This window comes from Streptomyces sp. NPDC031426, assembly GCF_055581585.1.
In genome coordinates this window covers 131,058-153,667 of the sequence record NZ_JBVIJE010000018.1, presented here as the reverse complement: position 1 = coordinate 153,667, position 22,610 = coordinate 131,058, and the positions used below count along the sequence as shown (strand labels likewise).

The 22,610-nt window shown below is 71.8% G+C and carries 21 protein-coding genes and 2 pseudogenes; 9 read left to right on the top strand and 14 right to left on the bottom strand.

The window, feature by feature from the left end; genetic code table 11:
- The first annotated feature begins 91 nt into the window (after nt 1-91).
- Complete coding sequence (locus ACZ5NH_RS31240; protein WP_468779936.1) at nt 92-883, top strand: dioxygenase family protein; 792 nt, start codon at nt 92-94, stop codon at nt 881-883.
- 37 nt (nt 884-920) lie between these two features.
- On the opposite strand, the gene ACZ5NH_RS31235 is transcribed toward ACZ5NH_RS31240, so the two are convergent.
- The gene (locus ACZ5NH_RS31235) at nt 921-1,439 is read right to left on the bottom strand and encodes a GNAT family N-acetyltransferase (RefSeq protein WP_468779934.1); all 519 of its coding nucleotides are present in this window, start codon (nt 1,437-1,439) and stop codon (nt 921-923) included.
- Between the two features lie 192 nt (nt 1,440-1,631).
- Between ACZ5NH_RS31235 and ACZ5NH_RS31230 the strand changes: the two genes are divergently transcribed.
- The gene (locus ACZ5NH_RS31230; RefSeq protein ID WP_388632299.1) at nt 1,632-2,630 is read left to right on the top strand and encodes a sigma-70 family RNA polymerase sigma factor; all 999 of its coding nucleotides are present in this window, start codon (nt 1,632-1,634) and stop codon (nt 2,628-2,630) included.
- Nucleotides 2,631-3,098: 468 nt separating this feature from the next.
- Here the strand turns inward: ACZ5NH_RS31230 and ACZ5NH_RS31225 are convergent, their stop codons facing one another.
- The gene (locus tag ACZ5NH_RS31225) at nt 3,099-3,893 is read right to left on the bottom strand and encodes a hypothetical protein (RefSeq protein WP_468779959.1); all 795 of its coding nucleotides are present in this window, start codon (nt 3,891-3,893) and stop codon (nt 3,099-3,101) included.
- Nucleotides 3,870-4,309, bottom strand: a pseudogene (locus ACZ5NH_RS31220) (MerR family transcriptional regulator); the annotation flags it as partial. The gene ACZ5NH_RS31225 and the pseudogene ACZ5NH_RS31220, both read right to left, overlap by 24 nt.
- Before the next feature lie 187 nt (nt 4,310-4,496).
- On the opposite strand from ACZ5NH_RS31220, the gene ACZ5NH_RS31215 reads away from it, so the two are divergent.
- A complete protein-coding gene (locus ACZ5NH_RS31215; protein WP_468779932.1) occupies nt 4,497-5,336 on the top strand; it encodes a TetR/AcrR family transcriptional regulator in 840 nt (279 codons plus the stop codon).
- 4 nt (nt 5,337-5,340) lie between these two features.
- Here the strand turns inward: ACZ5NH_RS31215 and ACZ5NH_RS31210 are convergent, their stop codons facing one another.
- The gene (locus ACZ5NH_RS31210; RefSeq protein ID WP_468779930.1) at nt 5,341-6,330 is read right to left on the bottom strand and encodes a helix-turn-helix transcriptional regulator; all 990 of its coding nucleotides are present in this window, start codon (nt 6,328-6,330) and stop codon (nt 5,341-5,343) included.
- 62 nt (nt 6,331-6,392) lie between these two features.
- Here ACZ5NH_RS31210 and ACZ5NH_RS31205 point away from each other — a divergent pair, with 62 nt between their 5' ends.
- From ACZ5NH_RS31205 to ACZ5NH_RS31185, 5 genes are all read left to right on the top strand, one after another.
- The gene (locus tag ACZ5NH_RS31205) at nt 6,393-7,973 is read left to right on the top strand and encodes an MFS transporter (RefSeq protein ID WP_468779928.1); all 1,581 of its coding nucleotides are present in this window, start codon (nt 6,393-6,395) and stop codon (nt 7,971-7,973) included.
- 278 nt (nt 7,974-8,251) lie between these two features.
- Complete coding sequence (locus ACZ5NH_RS31200) at nt 8,252-9,013, top strand: DeoR/GlpR family DNA-binding transcription regulator (RefSeq protein WP_468779926.1); 762 nt, start codon at nt 8,252-8,254, stop codon at nt 9,011-9,013.
- On the top strand, nt 9,010-9,957 hold the full coding sequence (gene pfkB / locus ACZ5NH_RS31195; protein WP_468779924.1) for a 1-phosphofructokinase: 948 nt from the start codon (nt 9,010-9,012) through the stop codon (nt 9,955-9,957). Before ACZ5NH_RS31200 ends, pfkB begins: the two co-directional genes overlap by 4 nt.
- Nucleotides 9,958-10,240: 283 nt before the next feature.
- On the top strand, nt 10,241-12,439 hold the full coding sequence (locus tag ACZ5NH_RS31190) for a PTS fructose transporter subunit IIABC (protein WP_468779922.1): 2,199 nt from the start codon (nt 10,241-10,243) through the stop codon (nt 12,437-12,439).
- Between the two features lie 120 nt (nt 12,440-12,559).
- Entirely contained in the window at nt 12,560-12,814 is a 255-nt protein-coding gene (locus ACZ5NH_RS31185) for a hypothetical protein (protein WP_450987141.1), read from the top strand.
- A gap of 37 nt (nt 12,815-12,851) precedes the next feature.
- Here ACZ5NH_RS31185 and ACZ5NH_RS31180 read toward each other — a convergent pair whose 3' ends face one another.
- The 4 genes and pseudogenes from ACZ5NH_RS31180 to ACZ5NH_RS31165 form a co-directional block, all read right to left on the bottom strand.
- Complete coding sequence (locus ACZ5NH_RS31180; protein ID WP_468779920.1) at nt 12,852-13,598, bottom strand: DUF6227 family protein; 747 nt, start codon at nt 13,596-13,598, stop codon at nt 12,852-12,854.
- 157 nt (nt 13,599-13,755) lie between these two features.
- Nucleotides 13,756-14,973, bottom strand: a complete 1,218-nt coding sequence (locus ACZ5NH_RS31175) for a L,D-transpeptidase (RefSeq protein ID WP_388632381.1) — start codon at nt 14,971-14,973, stop codon at nt 13,756-13,758.
- A gap of 185 nt (nt 14,974-15,158) precedes the next feature.
- A complete protein-coding gene (locus ACZ5NH_RS31170) occupies nt 15,159-16,184 on the bottom strand; it encodes a P1 family peptidase (RefSeq protein ID WP_468779918.1) in 1,026 nt (341 codons plus the stop codon).
- 37 nt (nt 16,185-16,221) lie between these two features.
- A pseudogene (locus ACZ5NH_RS31165) lies at nt 16,222-16,404 on the bottom strand (low temperature requirement protein A); the annotation flags it as partial.
- 181 nt (nt 16,405-16,585) lie between these two features.
- Here ACZ5NH_RS31165 and ACZ5NH_RS31160 point away from each other — a divergent pair.
- Entirely contained in the window at nt 16,586-16,762 is a 177-nt protein-coding gene (locus ACZ5NH_RS31160) for a hypothetical protein (RefSeq protein WP_468779916.1), read from the top strand.
- Between the two features lie 19 nt (nt 16,763-16,781).
- Here ACZ5NH_RS31160 and mscL read toward each other — a convergent pair whose 3' ends face one another.
- From mscL to ACZ5NH_RS31130, 6 genes are all read right to left on the bottom strand, one after another.
- Nucleotides 16,782-17,258, bottom strand: coding sequence for a large conductance mechanosensitive channel protein MscL (mscL, locus tag ACZ5NH_RS31155; RefSeq protein WP_388632267.1), 477 nt, complete (start codon nt 17,256-17,258; stop codon nt 16,782-16,784).
- Between the two features lie 138 nt (nt 17,259-17,396).
- Nucleotides 17,397-18,008, bottom strand: a complete 612-nt coding sequence (locus tag ACZ5NH_RS31150) for a hypothetical protein (RefSeq protein WP_468779914.1) — start codon at nt 18,006-18,008, stop codon at nt 17,397-17,399.
- Nucleotides 18,009-18,154: 146 nt separating this feature from the next.
- The gene (locus tag ACZ5NH_RS31145) at nt 18,155-18,988 is read right to left on the bottom strand and encodes an S-methyl-5'-thioadenosine phosphorylase (RefSeq protein ID WP_468779912.1); all 834 of its coding nucleotides are present in this window, start codon (nt 18,986-18,988) and stop codon (nt 18,155-18,157) included.
- Between the two features lie 99 nt (nt 18,989-19,087).
- Entirely contained in the window at nt 19,088-19,387 is a 300-nt protein-coding gene (locus tag ACZ5NH_RS31140; protein WP_451554480.1) for an FmdB family zinc ribbon protein, read from the bottom strand.
- A 68-nt stretch (nt 19,388-19,455) separates the two neighbouring features.
- A complete protein-coding gene (locus ACZ5NH_RS31135; RefSeq protein ID WP_468779910.1) occupies nt 19,456-20,754 on the bottom strand; it encodes an MFS transporter in 1,299 nt (432 codons plus the stop codon).
- Between the two features lie 283 nt (nt 20,755-21,037).
- Nucleotides 21,038-22,594 (bottom strand): potassium/proton antiporter, encoded by a 1,557-nt coding sequence (locus ACZ5NH_RS31130; RefSeq protein ID WP_451554482.1) that lies wholly within the window; start codon nt 22,592-22,594, stop codon nt 21,038-21,040.
- Nucleotides 22,595-22,610: the final 16 nt, after the last annotated feature.

Below are 22,610 nucleotides of genomic sequence, written 5' to 3'. Positions count from 1 at the left end.
GGCATCTCCTTGAAACTTGAACAAGTCGGGCGTACGGTTGACCTGGAACTTGAGAGTTAAAGCAAACCGGTAGTCCCTGGGAGCCGCCGCCATGTCCATCAGCAGCCCGGAGCGCATGCCCGCCCTGTACCTCAGCCATGGCGCCCCGCCGCTCGCCGACGACCCCGTCTGGCCCGGCCAGCTCGCCGCCTGGTCCGCGGACCTGCCTCGCCCCAAGGCGATCCTCATGGTCTCCGCCCACTGGGAGGAGGCCCCGCTCGCGCTGGGCGCCGTGGCGACCGTCCCGCTCGTCTACGACTTCTGGGGCTTCCCCGAGCACTACTACCGGGTCCAGTACGCCGCCCCCGGCGCGCCCGAGCTCGCCGAGTCCGTCCGCAAGCTGCTGCGCGCCCCCGGCACCCCCGTCCAGGACATCCCCGACCGCGGCCTCGACCACGGCGCCTACGTCCCCCTCGTCGAGATGTTCCCGGCCGCCGACATTCCCATCCTGCAGATCTCCATGCCCACACTCGACCCGGTGCGCCTGATGGACATCGGCCGCAGGCTCGCCCCGCTGCGGGACGAGGGGGTGCTGATCGTCGGCTCCGGCTTCTTCACCCACAACCTCGCCGCCCTGCGCTACGCGGGCAGCGGCGTACCCAGCTGGTCCTCCGAGTTCGACGACTGGGGCCGCCGCGCCCTTGAGGCCCGCGACTGGGACGCCCTGCTGGCCTTCCTGGACAAAGCCCCGGCCGGCCGGTACGCCCATCCGCGCACCGAACACTTCGCCCCGCTCTTCGTCACCATGGGCGCGGCGGAGGCGGGCGGCGAGCTGGACGCGCAGAAGTCGGTGATCGACGGGTTCTGGATGGGAATGGCGAAGCGGTCGGTGCAGTTCGGGTGAGGTGCCGGCCCTTGCCGGGGCGCGGGTGCCCGCCGGGCTACAGCTCCTTCTCGAACCAGGCCACGTCCCAGTAGCGGCCGAACTTGCGGCCGACCTCGCGGTAGGTGCCGACATGGCGGAAGCCGAAGCGGGCGTGGAGCCGCTCGGAGGCCTCGTTGGGCTGGGCGATCCCGGCGTAGGCACGGTGCACGTCCTCGTCGGCCAGCGCCTTGAACAGGGCCTCGTAGAGCAGCGTGCCGATGCCGCGCCGGCCGGTGTCCGGGGCGACGTACACCGAGGTCTCCACCGACGTGACGTACGCGGGTTTCGGCCGGTAAGGGCTGGATGTGGCGTACCCCAGAATCTCCTGAGAGTCCGGATTCGTGGCAACCATCAGCCGGTGCGGGCCGTCTTCCGGGTGGGAGAGCAGCCAAGGGCGGCGCTCTTCCGAAGTGAAGATCGCGGTATCGAAAGTGATGGCCGTCTCACGTACATAGTGGTTGTAGATCGCCGTGAGAGCGTCGAGATCTCCTTCGACTCCCGGCCTGACCTGCACCTCTGTACGTTCCGTCGGCATCTCGCCTCCCTGGGTGGCGGACAGGGTACTGCATGATCAGAAAAATTGGGGGGCGGGTTGGGAATTCTGTCCGGATTCCAGTCGTTGTCTCCCACGGATGCAGGGCACTCGGAGAGAGTCGCCAAAGACACTCCCCCGATGCCGAGCGTTCAGCAGGACCACCCGCCAGCCCACCATCGCAAGGGAGCACGCATGGCAACCCGTGCCGTCGCCCGTCGTCAGTCCGCCACCGGCGAGACGGTCGACTCGGCAAGCAGTGTTCGCGCCCATGGCGGCGAGATCGCGGACCGCGACCTGGTCGGCATGTACCTCGACGAGATCGCGCGCACGCCGCTGCTCGACGCCGCCAAGGAGGTCGAGCTGTCCCAGACCATCGAGGCGGGGGTCTTCGCTCAGCAGGTCCTCGACGGTGAGGAGGAGTCCAGGACGGACGCCTCCCGCGAGGAACTGGAAGCGCTGGTCGCCGCCGGCGAGCGGGCCAAGGACGTCTTCATCCGCTCCAACCTCCGCCTGGTCGTGGCGGTCGCCCGGCGCTACCCGCGCAGCGGCCTGCCCCTGCTCGACCTGATCCAGGAGGGCAACGCCGGTCTGGTGCGCGCGGTGGAGAAGTTCGACTACCGCAAGGGCTTCAAGTTCTCGACGTACGCCACCTGGTGGATCCGTCAGGCCATCACCCGCTCCATCGCCGACCAGTCCCGCACGATCCGGCTCCCCGTCCACCTGGTGGAGGAACTGGGCCGCATCCGCCGTGTGCAGCGCGAGTTCAACCGTGAGCACGGCCGCGACCCGGAGCCCGCGGAGATCGCGACGGAGCTGGGCGCGACGCCGGAGCGCGTCATCGACGTCCTCGACTGGGCCCGCGACCCGGTGTCGCTGAACATGTCGGTGGACGACGAGGGCGAGACCCAGTTCGGCGACCTCCTGGAGGACACCTCGGCCGTCTCCCCCGAGCAGTCCGTCATGACCCTGCTGCGCAGCGAGGAGCTGGACGACCTGATCGGCCGCCTGGACCAGCGCACGGCCTCCATCATCAAGATGCGGTACGGCATCGAGGACGGCCGCGAGCGCACCCTGACCGAGGTCGGCAAGGAACACGGCCTGACCCGCGAGCGCATCCGCCAGATCGAGAAGCACGCTCTGCTCGAACTGAAGAAGCTGGCCCGCCAGACCGGCTTCGATGCGGCGGCGTAACGGGGTTACGGCATGCGGGCGCCGGTGCCGGTGTTGTGAGAGGGGTGCTCATGGGGTGAGGCAAGGGCGCGGTGCCGGGGCCGCGGCGGTCGGCGACGCGTGGTGCCTGTGGGCGTACGGTGCCTGAGGGGGCGCACGCCGGTGGCGGAAGACGGCGCAAACATGGCGTGCTCCCATCGCTTCAACTCCCGGGCCCACGGGAACAACCCTTCCGGGCCCCACAGCAGCCAGGCCCGGGACCGCACTCCCGACGCACCAACCGCACCTACGGGCCGACCCCACGCGCCCACCGCACGACCCGACCCACACAGCCAGGTCCCGACGCACATCCCCCCCGGCGCCGGGACCTCCCCAGCCGGGCTTCGGCACCTATCCCCCCCCGGGTGCCGAGGCCCGGCTTCTTCTTGTGCCCCTCACGCCGGCCGAGGGGCCGTCCGGCAACTCGCCACCGCTGTCCGGACGTTCCCATCAAGCCACCGCTCGTGCGCGCAGCGCTGCGGCCGCCCAGTCGATCACCGGGGTCAACGGCTCTGCGGCCGGCCAGTCGTTGACGAGGGCCAGCAGGCGGAGATAGGTGTCCCTGCGGGGGTCGCGGGCCGCTTCCAGACACCGAATCAGCCACTGGTGCGGCGAGCTGTGGCCCGGGTGCCCGGAGAGGGGCGCGCACCGGGCGACCAGGGCCGCGACGACCGGATCCGCTTCCGGCGCTTCGGGCCTGGTGCCGGACGCCAGGGCGGTGGATACGACATCCCGCGCGACGGCGACGACGTCGGGCAGGGGCGGGGCGCCGACGCCGTCCGCACGCCCGGGCCGGTTCACGGCATGCTCCTGGACCAGACGCCGTACGGCCGTGCGGAACTCGTCGTCGAGCGACAACTCGGCCAGCTCCACCCACGCCGTCACCTGCTCCTCGGTCGGGTGGCCGGGCAACTCGGGGGTGAGGGAACGCCGGAGCCCGGCCTCGGCGGGGAAGGGTGGGTCGGCCGGGGAAGGGTGGGGTGCGTTGGGCGGCGGGGTCTGGGGTGCGTCGGTCGGGGCGGGCCGGGGTGTGTCGGGCAGGGCGGGTCGGGGTGGGTCGGGCGGCGGGGTCTGGGGTGCGTCGGGCGGCGGGGTCTGGGGTGCGTCGGGCAGGGCGGGCCGGGGTGCGTTGGGCAGGGCGGGTCGGGGTGGGTCGGGCAGCGAGGTCTGGAGTGGGTCGGGCAGGGCGGGGCGGGGTGTGTCGGTCGGTGAGGGCCGTGGTGGTGCCTCGAAGACGGCGTCCAGGAAACCGTCGATCAGGCGTCGCCGTTCCGCTTCGGACAGGGTCGCCAACCGGTGCATGCGTTCCATCTCCTCGAAGGTCGGCTCACATCTGGACGCCACGGCGGACAGCACCGCCGGCGCAGGCACAGCACACTGACCTGCACATCCAGCGCGGCAGCCTGCTCGGCCGCGACCCGGCCGAGGGAGAGCGGCCGGTCCACGATCCGCCGGATCACCTCCAGGCCGAGGCCGAGTTCGCGCAGCGTCCGCACCAGCGCCAGTCGGGTGACCGCCTCGGGACCGTAGCGGCGGTAACCGGCCGGGGTACGGCTCGCCGGCACCACGAGGCCCTGGTCCGAATAGAAGCGGATCGTCTTGACCGACAGCCCGGTACGCCGGGCCAGCTCACCGATCGAGTACGAGATGCCGGAGTGCATGAGCCCACCTTCCGGTCTCCCCTTGCGGGAGACTCAAGTCTGCACGGGCGGCGAGGCGGTGGGCGGCGTGGGGCGGTGGCCAGCGCGTGGGGTGGTGAGCATCATGGGACGACGGTCCACCCCGTACCTGAACCCCGGGGTGGACCGTCGGATGGCAGATTCTGCCACATGGGCATAGCCTGCCCAGATGAGCACCACCCCCGGCACCAACCCTGGCAACACCTCCAGCGCCACCCCTCGTACCACCCCCGGCACCACCTCCAGCGCTGCCCATCAGCCGCTTTCCGCCCCCACTCCGGTCTCGCTGACCGAACGCCGGAAGGCCGAGACCCGGACGGAGATCGCCCGGGCGGCGGCCGCCCTGTTCGTCCGCCAGGGACTGCGCGCGACCCGCGCCGAGGACATCGCACAGGCCGCCGGCATCGCACCACGCACCTTCTACCGCTACTTCGCCACCAAGGAGGAAGCGGTCGCCCCCCTCTACGCGGCAGGTGCCCAGCGCTGGGCGGAAGCGGTCCGCTCGGCCCCGGCCCACCTCGGCGTCCCCGAGGCGCTGGAGCACGCCGTACAACACACCCTCACCCCCGGCGTCCGGGTATCGGCCGCGTCCTGGGAATGGGTCCGCACCCTGATCCGCCTGGCCGACGCCAGCCCCGCCCTGCGCAAGGTCTGGGCAGAGGTGTGCCAGGCGTCGGAGCGGACCCTGGCCGAGATCCTCGCGGACCGGATCGCGGCAACTGGCCGTGAACACGGTGGAGTTGGCGGTCGCGGAACCGGTGAGGCCGACGCAACCGCAGGACGGCGCGACAACCGGCGCGACAACGTTGCCCCGGGGTCCGCACTCCCCGCACCGGTCACCCCCGACCTCCGCTTCGCTGCGGCCGTCGCCGGCGCCGCCGTCCGGGTCGCCGTGGAGTCCTGGGCCGCCACCTCCTCCCCGCCCACCGGCCCGGAAGGCCCCGCGGCCCTGGCCCTGCGCAACCTCCGATCCCTGCGGGACTTCGAGTGGGGCGCCGGGGAGGGCTGAGCCGTCACCGAAGGGACTCCTCCTCCAGGGCATTCGCCCCGGCCCGACTCAGCCGCCCAGCCAACTCCCTTATGCGCTCCACCAGTTCACTCGGACCCCGCACGGCGAACTCGTACCCCGTCATCGCCAGCCGCACCGCCAGCCACTCCAGCGGCGCACCGAAGGTGCCCCGCAGCACACAACCGCCCTCGCCGTCGTCCTCCGGCACCCCGAGCCCCGCCGGCAAGCGCGCCGAGACCTGCTCCGCCGTCGCGGCGAACCGCACCGCGAACTCGTAGGTCTCCTGCCGTCGGTGGAGGGACTGCCGCAGGTACTCCGCCGCGCTCCCGGTCGGCAACTCCCTTGGCGCGAAACGGACTCCGGTCGCGAACGGCTCGTTCACCCGGTCCACCCGGAAGGTCCGCCAGTCGGCGCGGTCGAGGTCGTAGGCGACGAGGTACCACCGCCGCCCGGTCGACACCAGCCGGTGCGGTTCGGTCAGCCGCCGTGACTCGCTGCCGTCCTTGTCGCGGTAGGCGAACCGCAGCCGCTCGTGCCCCGCCACCGTCGAGGCCATCGCGGTCAGCGTCTCCGGCGCGATCGTCGGCCCGTCCCCGCTGGTCAGCGGTGTCGTCGCGGCCTGGAGCGTGGACACCCGGTGGCGCAGCCGGGCCGGCAGCACCTGCTCCAGCTTGGCCAGGGCCCGTACCGACGCCTCGTCCACGCCCTCCACCGCATGCCCGGCACCGGCCCGCAGCCCCACCGCGATCGCCACCGCCTCCTCGTCGTCCAGCACCAGCGGCGGCAGCGCCTTGCCGGCGACCAGCCGGTATCCGCCGTCGGCCCCCTTGCTGGCCTGCACCGGATACCCCAGCTCGCGCAACCGGTCGATGTCCCGCCGCACGGTACGCCGGGACACCCCGAGCCGCTCGGCGAGCTCACCACCGGGCCACTCGCGCGGGGTCTGGAGCAGGGAGAGGAGCTGCAGCAGCCGGGCAGGTGTGTCCGTAGTCATACCGACGAGAATGCCGCACAACTAGGACGGGATCTGACCTATTGCCGCCCTACCTTCACCTCATGACCCCGAACGACAGCAACACCGGCGAGGGGCGCGGGGAACTGCGCGACCAGCCCAGGACGACGGACGGCCGGCACACGACGGCAACTGCCGGCACACTCCCCGAACCCTCACCCGACCGAACCCGCTGGCTGGCCCTGGCCATCGTGATGACCGCGGCCTTCATGGACCTGGTGGACGTGACGATCGTCAACATCGCCATCCCGTCCATCCAGCGCAGCGCCCACGCCTCGGTCAGCCAGATCCAGTGGATCACCGCCGGCTACGCGCTCGCCTTCGCCGCAGCCCTCATCACCGGCGGACGTCTCGGTGACATCCATGGCCGCAAGCGGCTGTTCCTGACCGGTATCGGCGGCTTCACCCTCGCCTCCGCCCTGTGCGGCTTCGCCGCGAACCCGGAGATGCTGGTCGCCTCCCGCATCCTGCAGGGCGGTATGGCGGCGATGATGGTGCCGCAGGTGCTGTCGATCGTGCACGCCACCTTCCCGGCCCGGGAACGCGGCAAGGTGTTCGGTCTGTTCGGCGCGATCGTCGGCCTGGGCGCGGTCTCCGGACCGCTGCTCGGCGCGCTGCTGACGGAGTGGAACCTGTTCGGCCTCGAATGGCGGCCCATCTTCCTCATCAACCTCCCGGTCGGCGTCCTGGCCTGGATACTCGGACGCCGCTTCATCACCGAATCGAAGGCCCCCAAGGCGCTGAAACTGGACCTGGTCGGTGTCGCCCTGGTCTCGCTGGGCCTGCTGATGCTGCTCTACCCGCTCACCCGCGGCCGCGAGCTGGGCTGGCCGCTGTGGGGGTACCTCTGCATGGCCGGCGCGCTCGTCGTCTTCGCCGCGCTGGTGTCGTACGAAAAACGGAAGGCGGCCAGGGACGGTTCCCCGCTCATCGAACTGTCCCTCTTCCGGGTGAAGAGCTTCGCCGCGGGCATCGCCGTACAGACCGTCTTCGGGGTCGCGCTCGGCATCTTCTTCCTGGTCTGGACGCTGTACATGCAGATCGGCCTGGGCTGGAGCCCGCTGCGGGCCGGGCTGACCGGCGTGCCGTTCTCCCTCGCGGTGTCGACGGCGGCCGGGATGTCGGTGCAGAAGCTGGTCCCGAGGTTCGGGCGGAAGGTGCTCCAGGCGGGCGCGCTGGTCATGGCCGCGGGCGTACTGCTCTATCTGTGGGAGGCGCACCGGTACGGCCTCGCCATCGCCTCCTGGCAGATGGCCCTCCCGCTGATCGTGATGGGCGCCGGGATGGGGCTGATCGTGGCCCCGCTGACCGACGCGGTGCTCTCCGAGGTGCCGCGCGAGCACGCGGGGTCCGCGTCCGGGCTGATCAACACGGTGCAGCAGATGGGCAACGCGCTCGGCCTCGGGCTCGTGTCGGTGGTGTTCTTCGGCGAGATCGGCGACCGGCTGGCCCCCGCCCAGGTCGGCCCGGCCTTCGTGCACGCCTTCCAGCACGCGCTGTGGTGGGTCGCCGGGATCATGGCCGCGATCTTCCTCCTGATGTCCGCCCTGCCGAAGCGGCCGGCCCAGCAGACGGAGGCAGCCGAGGCGGAGGCGCCGGCGCGGGAGCCGGAGCTGGTGCACTGAACTGCGCCCGACCAGGGCCCGGCACCTGCGGGTGCCGGGCCCCTTTCGCATGCTCCGCTGCCTGCCTCTGCCTCTGCCTCTGCCTCTGCCTCTGCCTCTGCCTCTGCCTCTGCCTCTGCCTCTGCCCCCTGCCCCTGCCAGGGCCGGACGCCCGATCATGTCCGTTTGCAGCCCGGACCTGTTTACTTTCTGGAAATCCCGGCGTAGCCTCCCGACTGAAACCACACGTTCGGGCATTGGTCAAAAGCGAACGGACATCGACTCGGAGGCGAGCGGACATGTACGCACCGGAACGGCAGCAGGAGATCCTCCGGCTCGCACGTGACGGCGGCCGGGTGGACGTGCTGTCGCTCGCGGAGGAGTTCCAGGTCACCGCGGAGACGATTCGCCGCGATCTGAAGGCCCTCGACCGCGCGGGCCTCGTCCGCCGGGTGCACGGCGGCGCCATCCCGGTCGGCCGCCTCGACTTCGAACCGGACCTCGCCGAGCGCGAGTCCACCGCCGCCGACGAGAAGGACCGCATCGCCAAGGCTGCCCTCGCCGAACTGCCGACCGAGGGCACGATGATCCTCGACGCCGGTACGACGGTCGCCCGGCTCGCCGCCGCGATCCCGCTGGAGGCCTCCCTGACCGTCGTCACGCACAGCCTGCCCATCGCCGCCCGTCTGGCCGACCACCCGGGCATCCAACTCCACCTGGTCGGGGGGCGCGTACGGCACCGCACGCGCGCCGCCGTGGACGCCTGGGCGCTGCGCGCGTACGGCGAGATCCGCGCCGACGTGCTGTTCGTGGCGGCCAACGGCTTCTCCGCCGAGCACGGCCTGACCACCCCCGACCTCGCCGAGGCCGCGGTCAAGCGGGCCGCGGTCGCCGCCTCCCGGCGCGTCGTGCTGCTGGCCGACTCCTCCAAGCACGGCCAGGAGCACTTCGCCCGCTTCGGCGACCTGGGCGATGTGGACCTGCTGATCACCGACAACGGGCTGAGCCCCGAAGACGCCGCCGCCATCGAACGCGGCGGCACGGAAGTAGTGCGCGCATGATCCTCACCGTCACCCCCAACCCCTCCCTCGACCGCACCTACGAGATCCCCGCCCTGGAGCGCGGCGAAGTCGTCCGGGCCACCGGCGAGCGCATGGATCCGGGCGGCAAGGGCGTGAACGTCTCGCGCGCCGTCGCGGCCGCCGGCCGGCGCACAGTCGCCGTTCTGCCCCTGGGTGGTGCGCCGGGAGCGCTCATCGCCGATCTGCTGGACGCGCAGGGCATCGAGGTCGCGCCGGTCCTGATCGCCGGAGCCACCCGCTCGAACATCGCGCTCGCGGAGTCCGACGGGGTGCTCACGAAGATCAACGCGCCGGGACCGGAGCTGTCGGAGGCCGAACAGGAACGCCTCCTGGACGCCGTGCGCGAGCAGTCCCACGACGCCGACTGGATCGCGTGCTGCGGCAGCCTGCCCCGGGGACTCGCACCCTCCTGGTACGCAGACGCCGTCACGCGGGCGCACGCCGGGGGTGCACGCATCGCGCTCGACACCTCGGGACGCGCGCTGCTGGAGGCGCTGCGCGCACGGCCCGACGTGGTGAAGCCCAATGCCGAGGAGCTCGCGGAAGCCGTCGGACGCCCCCTGGCGACCGTGGGCGACGCACTGAAAGCGGCCGAGGAGGTGCGCGGCATGGGGGCCCGCGCCGTGCTCGCGAGCCTGGGCGCCGACGGGCAGCTCCTCGTCGAGGACACGGGCGCCTGGTTCGCCACCGCGCGCGTGGCCACCGTCCGCAGCAACGTCGGCGCCGGCGACTCCTCCCTCGCCGGCTTCCTGATCGCCGGCGGCAGCGGCCCCGAGGCCCTCGCCTCCGCCGTCGCCCACGGCGCCGCCGCCGTCCAGCTCCCCGGCAGCGTCATGCCGACCCCCGCCGACCTGGACCCATCGGCCGTGGCCGTCACCGCCGAGATCCCGCTCGACCGCGAACTGACGGAGCCGGTGTCATGAACGCCCTCGCGCTCTGCTGCACCCGCCCCGGCACCCGGCGGCTGGGCGCTCGCCCCGCGCCCGGACCCCAGGACGCTCCCACCCCGCCCGGCTCGAAGCGACGAGGTTCCCCGTTACTCGCCGCTGCCCCCGAGCGGCAGGGCCGGCCCAGCCGCTGCGCCGCCCAGAGGAGGCAGGGTCTCCCAGGCCCCGTCTCCGGAACGGCCCCATCCCCCCACCGCACCCCCGTCCCCCTTTCCGCCCACGCCTCCCCCCGGGCGATACGCGTGCATAGGAGCCCGCGATGAGCGACATGATCACCGCGGACCTGGTCGACCTCGACCTGTCCGCCGACAGCAAGGAAGCGGCGGCGCGCGCCCTCGCCGAGCGCATGGTGGCCCAGGGCCGGGTGACCGACCTGGAGGGCTTCCTCGCCGACGTGGCCGCCCGCGAGGCCCAGATGCCTACCGGCCTCGACGGCGGCATCGGCATCCCGCACTGCCGCAGCGCCCATGTCACCGAGCCGAGCCTCGCCTTCGGGCGCAGCGCCGCCGGCATCGACTTCGGCGCCCCGGACGGCCCGGCCGACCTGATCTTCCTGATCGCGGCCCCGGCCGGTGCCGACGACGCCCACCTCACGATCCTCTCCTCCCTGGCCCGCCAGCTGATGAACACCGAGTTCACCTCGGCACTGCGCGCGGTGACCGACGTGGAGACGGCGGCGGCGCTGATCCGCGGCGACGAGACGCCGAGCACGGCGCAGGCGCCGGTGGAGTCCTCCGAGGAGGGCACGGGCGCGAGCGGCGGCGCGAAGGCTGCGGCGAGCGCCGCTCAGGGCGCCGCGGGCGCAGGCGGCGCCTCCGAAGACTCCGCTGCGGCGTCGGTGGCGGCCTCCGCCGACGCCGCAGCGGACACCACCGCGCAGGCGCCGGGCGCATCCACCCCGGCGCAGGCGACCCCGGCGGGCGCCGGCTCCGCCGCGGACTCCGGCGAGCGCCCCTTCCGTATCGTCGCCGTCACCTCCTGCCCGACCGGCATCGCGCACACCTACATGGCGGCCGAGTCCCTGGAGAACGCGGGACGCGAGTCGGGCGTCGAACTCGTCGTCGAGACACAGGGCTCGGCCGGCTTCACCCGGCTGGACCCGGCGGTCATCGCGGCGGCGGACGCGGTGATCTTCGCGCACGATGTCCCCGTACGCGAGAAGGACCGTTTCGCCGGTAAGCCGACCGTCGACGTCGGAGTGAAGGCGGGCATCAACCGCCCCGCCGAACTCATCACGGAGGTGCGCGCGAAGGCGGCGCGCGGCGAGACGAGCGCGCCGGCGCCCGCGTCGGGCGGCACACCGGTCGAGCGCGCGGGCGACTCCACCGAGGGGTACGGCAGCAAGCTCCGCAAGTGGCTGATGAGCGGTGTGAGCTACATGGTTCCGTTCGTCGCGGCGGGCGGCCTCCTCATCGCCCTGGGCTTCGCGATCGGCGGCTACAAGATCAACAAGGCGCCGTCGGTGATGGACCACTTCGTGTGGACCCAGGCCGACAGCTGGGGTGCGCTGTCCTTCCAGATCGGCGTCGTCGCCTTCGGCTTCCTCGTCCCGGTCCTGGCCGGCTACATCGCCTACGGCATGGCCGACCGGCCCGGCCTGGTCCCCGGCTTCGTGGGCGGCGCGATCTCACTGACCATCAACGCGGGCTTCCTCGGCGGACTCGCGGCCGGTCTGATCGCCGGTGGCGTGGTGATGGCCGTCCAGAAGGTGCGGATCCCCGCGGCCCTGCGCGGCATCATGCCGGTGGTGGTGATCCCGCTGATCTCCTCGGCGATCGTCGGGTTCCTGATGTTCGTCGTGATCGGCAAGCCCATCGCAAGCGCCCAGAAGGGCCTGACCGACTGGCTGAACGGCCTCACCGGCACCAACGCGATCCTGCTCGGCGCCCTGCTCGGTCTGATGATGTGCTTCGACCTGGGCGGCCCGGTCAACAAGGTGGCCTACACCTTCGCCACCGCCGGCATCGCGGTCTCCAACCCCAGCGACTCCGCGATGAAGATCATGGCCGCGGTGATGGCGGCCGGCATGGTCCCGCCGCTGGCGATGGCCCTGGCCACCACCGTGCGCGGCAGGCTGTTCACCCAGACCGAGCGCGAGAACGGCAAGGCCGCCTGGGTGCTGGGCGCCTCCTTCATCTCCGAGGGCGCGATCCCGTTCGCGGCGGCCGACCCGCTGCGCGTGATCCCCTCGTCGATGGTGGGCGGTGCGCTCACCGGCGCCCTGTCGATGACCTTCGGCGCCACCTTGCGCGCCCCGCACGGCGGCGTCTTCGTGATCCCGCTGATCGGCAACCCCTTCCTGTACCTCATCGCCATCGCGGCCGGCGTCTGCGCCACCACGGCCCTGGTCGTGCTCCTCAAGGGCATGCGCAAGCAGACCCCGGAGACCACGGCCACCGACCCCGCCGCGAACGCGGCCCGCACGACGAAGGAGCCCAAGCAGCCCGTGGCGGCCTGACGACCGCACCGCCCCCTGCCACGCCTTGTCCCTTTAGTTCGCTGTGAGTTGTTCACGGCACCTGCGAGATACGTCACGGTCCGGGGCCAAAGTCCCGGACCGTGGTGTGTACTGGCGTGTATGCCCGAGCATCTCTCGACTCTCCAGTTGGCCGGCGCGGCCGTTCTCACCCTGGCCGGCGTGGCCTGGGCGATCGGCGTCGTACGCCTGCTGCGCCGCTTCCGCGCGGCGGCCCTGAGAGACCTCCCGGCTGCTCGTCTCCCGTTCCTCCCGCCCCAGCCGCAGGCCGGCCCCGCGTGGGAGAAGGTGGAGCTGACGCCCGCGGAACAGGACGCCTTCGCCGGACTGATACGGCGACTCGGCAGCGATCACTGACCGGACAAGCGCCGTCATCCGCTCCGCGGGACGCGCGCTAGCCCTGCCGCGCCGCGCGCCGCTCCATGGCGTCCCGCGCCGCGTCCTCCGACATGTACACCTCGCACATGTGCCGCCCGTCCGGCGTCGCCGTGTGCTCCACCTCCCACAGGGAGACCTCGCTGTCGTCCGGCAGCAGGAACGCGTGCTCGTACAGCGCGTAGCTCAGTCCCGCGCGCCCGGCGCGCCCCGGGCGCCCGAACGCCTGCGTGATCTCGTGCGCCGTCGCCGTCGCCAGCAGCGCCGCCGTCTGAGCACCGGGCCGGTCCGGATTCTCCGCACGGCGCAGAAGCCTGCGCGCGTGGTCCGCCGAGTCGTCGGCGGCGAACACGTGTCGGGGCTCCGGAACCGCCCACAGCCGCATCAGCGCGGGCAGCTCGAACCCCGGTGCCTCCGGCGGCATCCCGAGCCGCGCCGTGGCCGCCTGCAGCTCCTCCTCGTCGACGTACACCTCGCTCTCCGGAGCGCCGCCCGGGGCGGGGTTGTGCGCGAGCTCCCACAGCGTGACCGCGGAGCCGTCGGCGAGCAGCCAGGTGTGCCGGTAGGTCTCCCGGTGCAGTCCCGCGCTGTGGTAGGCGGAGTGCAGCGAACTGTCGTGCGCCAGCGCGCAGTCGAGCTGCCGTATCACCTCGTCGGGCAGCTCGAAGGAGTTCAGGGCACGGCCGAGGAGCCGCTCGAGATGCTCCTCAGGAGACTCGGGCGACTCGGCTGGTTCGTACGCTGCCGTCTCGTACGGAACGCTCAAGACATCTCCCGGCGTTGCTGCATGTCACCTTGTGGGTGCATACCGTAGCCCCTCGGTCGGACATCATGTCCGGGAACCGAGAAAACGTACGCCGGGAAAACGCGCGGGCCGCGCGAGAAGTTCCCGCGCGGCCCGACATGACGTCAAAAACCGCCGATCAGACGGCACTTCCGGCAGTCCAGGCGCTCCACGACATGTTCCAGCCGTTGAGCCCGTTGTCCGGGGTGACGGTCTTGTCGGGAGAGTTCTTCACGATCACGACGTCGCCGGTGATCGAGTTGTCGAAGAACCACTTGGCCGACGTGGCGCCCTGCCCGCCCTGCACGTCCGCGAGCCCGACGCAGCCGTGGCTGGTGCCCTCGTGACCGAAGGGCGGATTGGCCTTGTTGTACCAGTAGTTGCCGTGGATGAAGGTGCCGGAGTCGGTCAGGCGCATGGCGTGCGGCACGTCCGGGATGTTGTACGCGTTGCCGAGGCCGACCGTCCGGCTGTCCATGGGTGTCTGCTGGAACTTCTCGGAAATCACCATCTGCCCGTTGTACGTGGTGTGCTGCGGGTCGCCGGTGGAGATCGGAACCGTCTTGATCGTCCTGCCGTCCCGCACCACGGTCATGGTCTGGGTGCTGGCGTCGACCGTGGAGACCTGCGACCGCCCGACGGTGAAGATGACGGTCTTCTTCTGCACGCCGTAGACGCCTCGCGCCCCCTGAACCCCGTCCAGGTCGATCTTCAGCGTGACCCTGGAGCCGGCCTTCCAGTACTCCTGCGGCCGGAAGTCCAGCCGCTGGTCCCCGAACCAGTGCCCGACCACCTGCTGACCGCTGCTGGAGTCGACGGTGATGTGCGACTGCACGGCCTTCTTGTCGCTGATCGACTTGTCGAACTTGAACGACACCGGCATGCCCACCCCGACCGTGGTGCCGTTGTCCGGCGTGTAGGTGCCGATGAAGCTGTTCGCCGTCGTGACGGTGGTGAAGACGGACTTGGTCGTGGTGGTACGCCCGCCGGAGTCCTTCGCGGTCGCGTCGATCTCGTACTTCGTTCCGCGCTCCAGCCGCTCCTTCGGCTTCCAGCTGCCGCCGTCCGCGGATATCGCGCCCGCCACGGTCCGCCCCGACTCGGCGACGGTCATCTTCACCTCGGTCAGCCTGCCGCCGCTGACCTGCACGCCGGTCGCGTTGATGGACGCGCCGGTCGAACCGTCCCTGGCCGAGATCAGGATCTGCGCCGTCGATGCCTTGGGGGAGTTCTTGCCGCCGTTGCCGTTGTCGGTGGCGTCGGCGTTGCCACCGCACGCGGTCAGGGCGAGGCTGCCGACCACCAGGGCGGCACAGGCCCCCAGTACGCGCCGCGCTGCAATGTCCGGCGTTGTCACGGGCTGCTCCAGGTTCATGTGATGTGCGTGATCCGTTCCAGTGCGTGAAGAGAGAGGACACTGGCGGCCGGGAAGGTTCCCGCCGTCCTCCCGTGAACGCCATCACGTGACAGAACCGCGACAATGCAACGCGGGCGGCGGCTGTGTCCCGTCCTCAGCCCGCCGCCCCCGCCGCGCAGCGCCCCCTATCGCGCCCCGTACAACTCCCCGTACGAGGGCCACACTCCGCCGGGCCCGTCGACCGGCTCGGCGGCGCGCACACCCCGCACGATCGCACGCGTGACGACATCCGCACCGGCGGCGAGGATGTCGTTGAGTTCCAGCGGACGCTCGGAAAGAGAGCGTGCCCCGGTCGCCAGCGCGAAGACCGTGTCGCCGTCGTTCATGAGGTGCACCGGCCGTACGGCGCGCGCGATCCCGTCGTGCGCCGTGCCCGCCAGCTTCTGTGCCTGCGCCTTGGACAGGTTCGCGTCGGTCGCGACCACCGCCAGTGTCGTGTTGAGCGGGGGCGGCGCGTTCTTGGCGGCGGTTTCGTCGAGGCGCCGGCGCGCGGCCTCGTGCACGCGCTCGGTGGGATACTCCACCCGTCCCAGGCACAACTCCCCGTACAGCGCCCCGGTCTCCGGCTCGATCACCGACCCCGCGGCGTTCACGACCACCAGCGCGCCCACGGTGATCCCCGAGTCGAGCACAGTGCTCGCGGTGCCCACACCGCCCTTGATCCGCCCCGCCACGGCGCCCGTCCCGGCCCCGACGCATCCTTCCCACACCCGCGCGCCCGGCACACTCACCGCCGCGGCCTCCACCGCCGCACGCCCGGTCTCCGCGTCCGGCCGCGCGCTGAAGTTCCCTCCGCGCCCCAGGTCGAAGACACACGCGGCGGGCACGACCGGCACGACGTGCGCCGGGCCCGGCCCCACCCGCACTCCGCGCCACTGCTCCTCCAGCCAGGCCATCACACCGGATGCCGCGTCGAGCCCGTACGCGCTGCCCCCGGTCAGCACGACCGCATCGACCCGCTGCACCACGTTGCGCGGGTCGAGGGCGTCGGTCTCCTTGGTGCCGGGGCCGCCGCCGCGCACGTCCACGGCGGCGACCGCGCCGCTTTCCGGGGCCAGGACGACCGTGGTGCCGGTGAGCCAGCCGTCCCCGGTGCGGGTGGCGTGCCCCACCCGCAACCCGGCGACGTCCGTGATTGCGTCAACTGTCATGCGGGCCAGTCTCGTCCGTCCAGGCGCCCGTGCGGACTCAGCCGGCCAAAGCGGTGGCGCTCGCCGTACGCTTCCGGTCGACCATGCGCGCCGTGAGCGCCACCCCGACCGCGACCGCGGCCGAGCACACCAGTCCCGCCGCGAGCACCGCCCAGTGGCCCAGGAAGGTGCAGCAGATCACCAGCAGCGCCGTGGTCGGCAGCACCAGTTGCTGGGCGATGGACTGGGGTGCGCCCGAGGGGGCGGGCGCAGGAGCGGAACTCGACGTCATGCCTCTCAGCACAGCAGAAAAGCGTCCAGAAGGCCTTGTGACGGCACAGACAAGGAACGCATTCACCAGCGGCCCCCGCCGGGGCGCCGGACGCGCACGGGCGCCTGGGCCGGGGCCGTACCCTGGTGGCATGAGCACCGCCCCCGCATCCGAGCCCCGCGACCCGAAGCCCGCCCTGGTCTTCGACGACCCGCTGTACCAGCAGTCCTCGGACGACACCGATCGCGGGTGGGGCGGGCGCACGGACGGCGACAGCGCCGCCGACCTGAAGCGCTTCCTCGACGAGAAGCCGCCCCACCACCTCTGAGCCTTCCGCAGCAGCGCCGCTAGCGCTCGTCGTGTCCCGATCCGCGCTGCGCGACCAGTGCGTCGCGGATCTCCTTGAGCACCTCCAGCTCGGTCACCTCGATGACCTCCTTGGTGCCCTCCCGCGCCGCCTTCCGGGCCGACTGCCGCGCCAGGAACTTCGACATCGGCAGGACCATCAGGAAGTACACGACCGCCGCGGTGATCACGAACGTCAGCGTCGCACCGAGGACAGAGCCCCACAGGATCGGCACACCGCTCTTGACCGTGCCGTCCGCCCCCACCTGGCACGGAGGCTTCAGACACGAGCTGTAGTGGTCCAGGTTCTGCGTGCCGATCGCTCCGACCAGCGGGCTGATGACCCCCTTGACCACCGAGTTCACAATGTTCGTGAAGGCCGCGCCGATAACCACCGCGACTGCCAGATCGACGACGTTGCCGCGCATCAGGAAGGCCTTGAAGCCGTGCCAGACGCTCGGTTCCTTCTTCTCGCTCACCTCGGGGACTCTCCTCGCATGCGCAGGGTGTGGAACGAAACGCTCCGCAACCTACGGCACGGTGCCGCCAAGGTGTCCAGCCCCGTGGCACCATCGAACGCCTTGACAGCGAACCGCCGAGAAAGCGTCCGAGCCGGTTCAGCACAGCGTCACCGCCAGACGCGCCGTGGCACTCGCCCCGACGAGCCGCGCCGCCGTGCCACGCGGCACCGACAGCACGACCAGCGCCCCGCTCTCGGCCCCGTCCTCCAGCGGCTCGGGCACCTCGGTCACCCGCACGCCGCGCGCGAGCACGCGCGCGACGCCCCCGGCCGTCGGGTCCCCGGCGGCGATGACGTCGACACGGTCGCCGGGCCGCAGGAGCCGGACGGTGGCCGCGTCGGCGATCCGCACCGGTGCCGTCACCACGTCCACGGCCGTGTGCCGGCGTACGGGCACCGTGACCGGGCGGCTCCGGGCCTGTTCCGCACGATTTGGTGCGGCACCCGTGTGCGGGCCCGCGGCGACGAGCGCGGCCGCGGTCACCGCGAGGCCGGCCGCGATGGCCCGACCGCGGTGCCGTACGAGCCGCTGCAGCCGATACCGCCCGCCGCGCACCCGCACCGGCGGGAACTGAGGGACTGTGCAGGTCGCCGGGGCGTCCGTGCCCAGCGGACGCGGAAGCCGGAGCGGAGGCGGAGAAAGCGGAGAGGACGGGGGCGGAACGGGAGACGGATTCGGGGACGGATTCAAGGACGAGGACCGAGGCACGGAAATCACCGCCTGCGACGAGGAATTCGGCTTGCGATGCCACGATGAGGCCTCGCGCCGAATTCCGCCGGAGCCGGTGGATCACGGGCCGGTTGTGGACAACTCGGCCACCCGAACGGGGAATCCCGGGCTTTCCCGCGAAGGCGCTACGGCAGCTCGAAGCCCGGATCCATTGCGCCGAGCGCGTTCACGCACAGGCAGTCCCGCGCCCCGGTCTCCGGCAGTGCCGCCACCGCGTCGAACAGCACGCCGCGCAGCCGGTCCACATTGGCCGCGAACACCCGCAGCACCTCCTCGTGCGAGACGCCCTCACCGGTCTCGGCGCCGGCGTCGAGGTCGGTGACCAGGGTGAGCGACGTGTAGCACAGCTCCAGTTCCCGGGCGAGCGCCGCTTCCGGGTGACCGGTCATGCCCACGACCGACCAGCCCTGCGCCCGGTGCCACAACGATTCGGCACGCGTCGAGAAGCGCGGCCCCTCGACGACGACCAGCGTGCCGCCGTCCACCGGCTCCCAGTCCCGGCCCCGGGCGGCCTTCAGAGCGACGGCCCGTCCGGTGGGGCAGTAGGGATCGGCCATGGAGACGTGCACGACGTTCGGCACGGTGCCGTCGGGCAGCGGCAGCCCGTCGAAGTACGACTGCACCCGGGACTTCGTCCGGTCCACGAACTGGTCCGGCACGAGCAGGGTGCCGGGGCCGTACTCGGGCTGCAGGCCGCCCACCGCGCAGGGGCCGAGCACCTGCCGGGCGCCGACGGAGCGCAGCGCCCACAGGTTGGCCCGGTAGTTGATGCGATGCGGTGGCAGGTGGTGGCCGCGGCCGTGCCGGGGCAGGAAGGCGACCCGCCGGCCGGCGATCTCGCCGAGGAAGAGGGAGTCGCTGGGCGGCCCGTAGGGGGTTTCCACCTGGACCTCGGTCACGTCGTCGAGGAACGAGTAGAAGCCCGAGCCACCGATCACGCCGATCTCTGCGTTCGCCATGACCAGCACCCTAGCGGGCGGTGAAACCGCGGGGGAGCGGCGCCGGGAAGCACCGAAGACCCTGCCGTCGTACGACAGCAGGGTCCGGGAAGGAAGAGGTCAGGCCGCGGAGCTGCCGGCGGAGCTCGACGAGGACGGCTTCGAGTCGGACGAGGACGAGCTCGGCGTGCTCGACGACGAGGTGCTCGACGGCTTGGACGCCGGGCTGCTGCTCGACGTGGAACCGCGCGAGTCGTTGCGGTAGAAGCCGGAGCCCTTGAAGACGATGCCGACCGCGGAGAACACCTTCTTCAGGCGGCCACCGCAGTTGGGGCACTCGGTCAGGGCGTCGTCGGTGAACTTCTGCACCGCCTCAAGGCCCTCGCCGCACTCGGTGCACTGGTACTGGTAGGTCGGCACTTGTCTTCCTCCTGGCACTCTCACTCAATGAGTGCTAACGACAGTCCATAGTGACGTATTCCCGGGGATCAGTCCACCGTCACCGGCACGCGGTGACCGACGCCACGTGCGACGGTACGGTTCTGGGGCCGCGCGGCCAGCCGCGACCGCAGCGTCAGCAGGGTCGCCAGCGCGAGCACCGTGCCGGCCATCGGCACCAGGAATCCCGCGCCGTTCCACAGCCGGTCCTCCAGCTGTCCGGCGACCGTGACGGCGGCCGCCTGCCCGAGCGCGACCGCGCCGGTCAGCCAGGTGAAGGCCTCCGTGCGGGCGCCGGCCGGGACCAGGCCCTCGACCAGCGTGTAGCCGGTGATCAGCGCCGGTGCGATGCACATGCCCACCAGCAGGCCGAGCCCGGCGAGCAGCGGCACCGAATGGGCCGTCCACAGGGCGGACGCGACGATCGCGAGCGCCGTGTAGCCGACGACCAGGCGGTACTGAGGGGCGGTCTTCCAGGCGATCGCGCCGCAGACGATGCCGGACAGCATGTTGCCGGCGGCGAAGACGCCGTACAGGACACCGTTCAGGCCCGGCTCGCCGATCGACTCGGTGAACGCCGCCAGCCCCACCTGCATGCCGCCGAAGACGGACCCGATGCCCAGGAAGGTCACGACCAGCACGCGCACGCCCGGTACGCGCAGCGCGGAGGCGTGCTGCACGCGCGCGTGCCCGCTCTCCGCGCTCACCGGCGGCTGCGTGCCCTTCTGCGCGGCGAACAGCAGACCGCCGACGAGGGTCAGGCCGCCCTCCGTGACCAGGCCGGCCGCCGGCGTCACGGTGGTGCACAGCGCGGTCGCCAGCAGTGGGCCGAAGACGAAGGTCAGCTCGTCCGTGACCGACTCGAACGCCGCCGCGGTGGTCATCAGGGGTGAGCCCTGCAGCTTCACGCCCCAGCGGGCACGCACCATGGGGCCGACCTGCGGCACCGAGGCGCCGGTCGGCACGGCCGCCAGGAACAGCGCCCACAGGGGGGCGTGCGCCAGCGCGAGCACCGTCAGCGACAGGCCGGACAGGGTGTGCACCAAAACGCCGGGGGTGAGCACGGCGCGCTGGCCGTAGCGGTCGGTGAGGCGCCCGCTGTACGGCGCGAACAGCGCCATGGAGACACCGGTGGCGGCCGCGGTGGCACCCGCGGCGCCGTACGAGCCGGTGGTGTGCTGCACGAGCAGCACGATGGAGATGGTGAGCATCGCGAACGGCTGGCGCGCCGCGAAACCGGGGAGCAGGAAGGTCCAGGCGCCGCGGGTGCGCAGCAGCTGTCCGTATCCCGGGCGGGACGGGGCCGGGGAGGTCTTCTCCGGCTCGTTGGTGGTGACCGTGGATCCCACGGCCCGTGCCTTTCTGCCGCCTGGTAGCGCGGGCCTCGTGTGACCCGGGCGCCGAGAGCTGTCCTCTTGCGCAAACTGCGGTAGATACCGGCGCCCACTGCGAGTGGGAGGCGACCCGGCCGCCATACGGTCGCGCCAGCTCTGCGTCAGGCAGAGTTGGTTCGATCAGGTGCGCCTTCATGGTACAGGGGCTATCGCCTCCCCCATCTGTGAAAACGAGCACCACGCGTGAGCCCGCCTGGGATTTCACGGGACGGGAGCGTGAACGGCAGGGAACACGCCCTCAACGCGAGCTGCTCGCACCGTTGGTGCCGAGCCAGCCCGCCAGCTTGCCGCCGTGGGCGACCGCGCGCAGGCGGCGTTCCGCCGCGTCGCGGACCGGGTCGGTGGCGACGACGAGCAGTTCGTCGCCCCGCCGCAACACCGTCGCGGGCAGCGGAACGAACGATTCTTCTTCGCGGACGACGAGGGTGACGGCGGCCCCGGCAGGCAGGCGCAGCTCGCTGACCTCGACCCCGTGCATCCGGGAGCCCTCGGGAATCGAGATGGACAGCAGATGTCCGCGCAGCCGCTCCAGAGGCGCCGACTCGATGCCGAGGTCGGAGGCCTCGCCCTCCTCGCCCAGCCGCAGCGTGCGGGCCAGCCAGGGCAGCGTCGGGCCCTGGACGAGGGTGTAGACCACGACCAGCACGAAGACGATGTTGAAGATGGTGCGGCTGCCGGTGACACCGTTCACCATCGGGATGGTCGCCAGGATGATGGGCACGGCGCCGCGCAGTCCCGCCCACGACATCAGCGTCTGCTCCTGCCACGGCACCCGGAACGGCGCCAGGCTGAGCACCACGCTCAGCGGGCGGGCCACCATGGTGAGGACCAGCCCGATGATCAGGGCCGGTACGACGTCGTCGCCCAGCTCGTGCGGGGTGACCAGCAGGCCGAGTACGACGAACATGCCGATCTGGGCGATCCAGCCGAGCCCCTCGGCGAAGCCGCGCGTGGCCGGCCAGTGCGGGAGCTTGGCGTTGCCGAGCATCATCGAGGCCAGATAGACGGCCAGGAAGCCGCTGCCGTGCCCCAGGGCGCCGGCGGCGTACGCCGTCACGGCGATCGCCATGACCGCGATCGGGTAGAGGCCGGAAGCGGGCAGGGCCACATGCTTGAGCCCCCAGGAGCCGAACCAGCCCACCGCGAGCCCTATGGCCGCGCCGATGGCCAGCTCCAGGGCTATCTCGCCGAGCAGGACGTACCAGTGCTCGACCGGGCCGGCCATGGAGAAGGCGACGACCAGGATGACCACCGGGGCGTCGTTGAAGCCGGACTCCGCCTCCAGCGTGCCCGTCACGCGCGCGGGGAGGGGAACCCTGCGCAGCACCGAGAAGACCGCCGCCGCGTCCGTCGAGGACACCACCGCGCCGATGATGAGCGCCTGCCGCCACTCCAGCCCGACCAGATAGTGCGCGCCCGCCGCGGTGACGCCCACGCTGATCGCGACTCCGGCGGTCGCCAGGACGGAGGCGGACGACAGGACCGGCCTGATCTCCTTCCACTTCGTGCCGAGACCGCCCTCGGCGAGGATCACGACCAGGGCCGCGTACCCCATGACCTGGGTCACCGCGGCGCTGTTGAAGTGGATCTCGCCGATGCCGTCCTGGCCCATGAGGACGCCGATCCCCAGGTACACGAGCAGGCTGGGGAGCCCGCTGCGGGAGGAGATCCGGACGGCCGCGACGGCGACGAGCAGGACCACGGAGCAGACGAGCAGGAGCTGGTTGAGGTGGTGAACAGTCAGCGGCGGTTCCCTTCCTTGGCCCGCGCGCCAGGGGCGCGAGCTCGCGTACACAAGACCCGAGGCTGCG

Coding starts and splice junctions, on each gene's coding strand:
- ACZ5NH_RS31170 (WP_468779918.1), bottom strand. CDS start 16,184: ATGACAGTTGACGCAATCACGGACGTCGCCGGGTTGCGGGTGGGGCAC.
- ACZ5NH_RS31205 (WP_468779928.1), top strand. CDS start 6,393: ATGACCCCGAACGACAGCAACACCGGCGAGGGGCGCGGGGAACTGCGC.
- ACZ5NH_RS31190 (WP_468779922.1), top strand. CDS start 10,241: ATGAGCGACATGATCACCGCGGACCTGGTCGACCTCGACCTGTCCGCC.
- ACZ5NH_RS31235 (WP_468779934.1), bottom strand. CDS start 1,439: ATGCCGACGGAACGTACAGAGGTGCAGGTCAGGCCGGGAGTCGAAGGA.
- ACZ5NH_RS31230 (WP_388632299.1), top strand. CDS start 1,632: ATGGCAACCCGTGCCGTCGCCCGTCGTCAGTCCGCCACCGGCGAGACG.
- ACZ5NH_RS31215 (WP_468779932.1), top strand. CDS start 4,497: ATGAGCACCACCCCCGGCACCAACCCTGGCAACACCTCCAGCGCCACC.
- ACZ5NH_RS31145 (WP_468779912.1), bottom strand. CDS start 18,988: ATGGCGAACGCAGAGATCGGCGTGATCGGTGGCTCGGGCTTCTACTCG.
- ACZ5NH_RS31160 (WP_468779916.1), top strand. CDS start 16,586: ATGAGCACCGCCCCCGCATCCGAGCCCCGCGACCCGAAGCCCGCCCTG.
- ACZ5NH_RS31185 (WP_450987141.1), top strand. CDS start 12,560: ATGCCCGAGCATCTCTCGACTCTCCAGTTGGCCGGCGCGGCCGTTCTC.
- ACZ5NH_RS31200 (WP_468779926.1), top strand. CDS start 8,252: ATGTACGCACCGGAACGGCAGCAGGAGATCCTCCGGCTCGCACGTGAC.
- ACZ5NH_RS31240 (WP_468779936.1), top strand. CDS start 92: ATGTCCATCAGCAGCCCGGAGCGCATGCCCGCCCTGTACCTCAGCCAT.
- ACZ5NH_RS31210 (WP_468779930.1), bottom strand. CDS start 6,330: ATGACTACGGACACACCTGCCCGGCTGCTGCAGCTCCTCTCCCTGCTC.
- pfkB (WP_468779924.1), top strand. CDS start 9,010: ATGATCCTCACCGTCACCCCCAACCCCTCCCTCGACCGCACCTACGAG.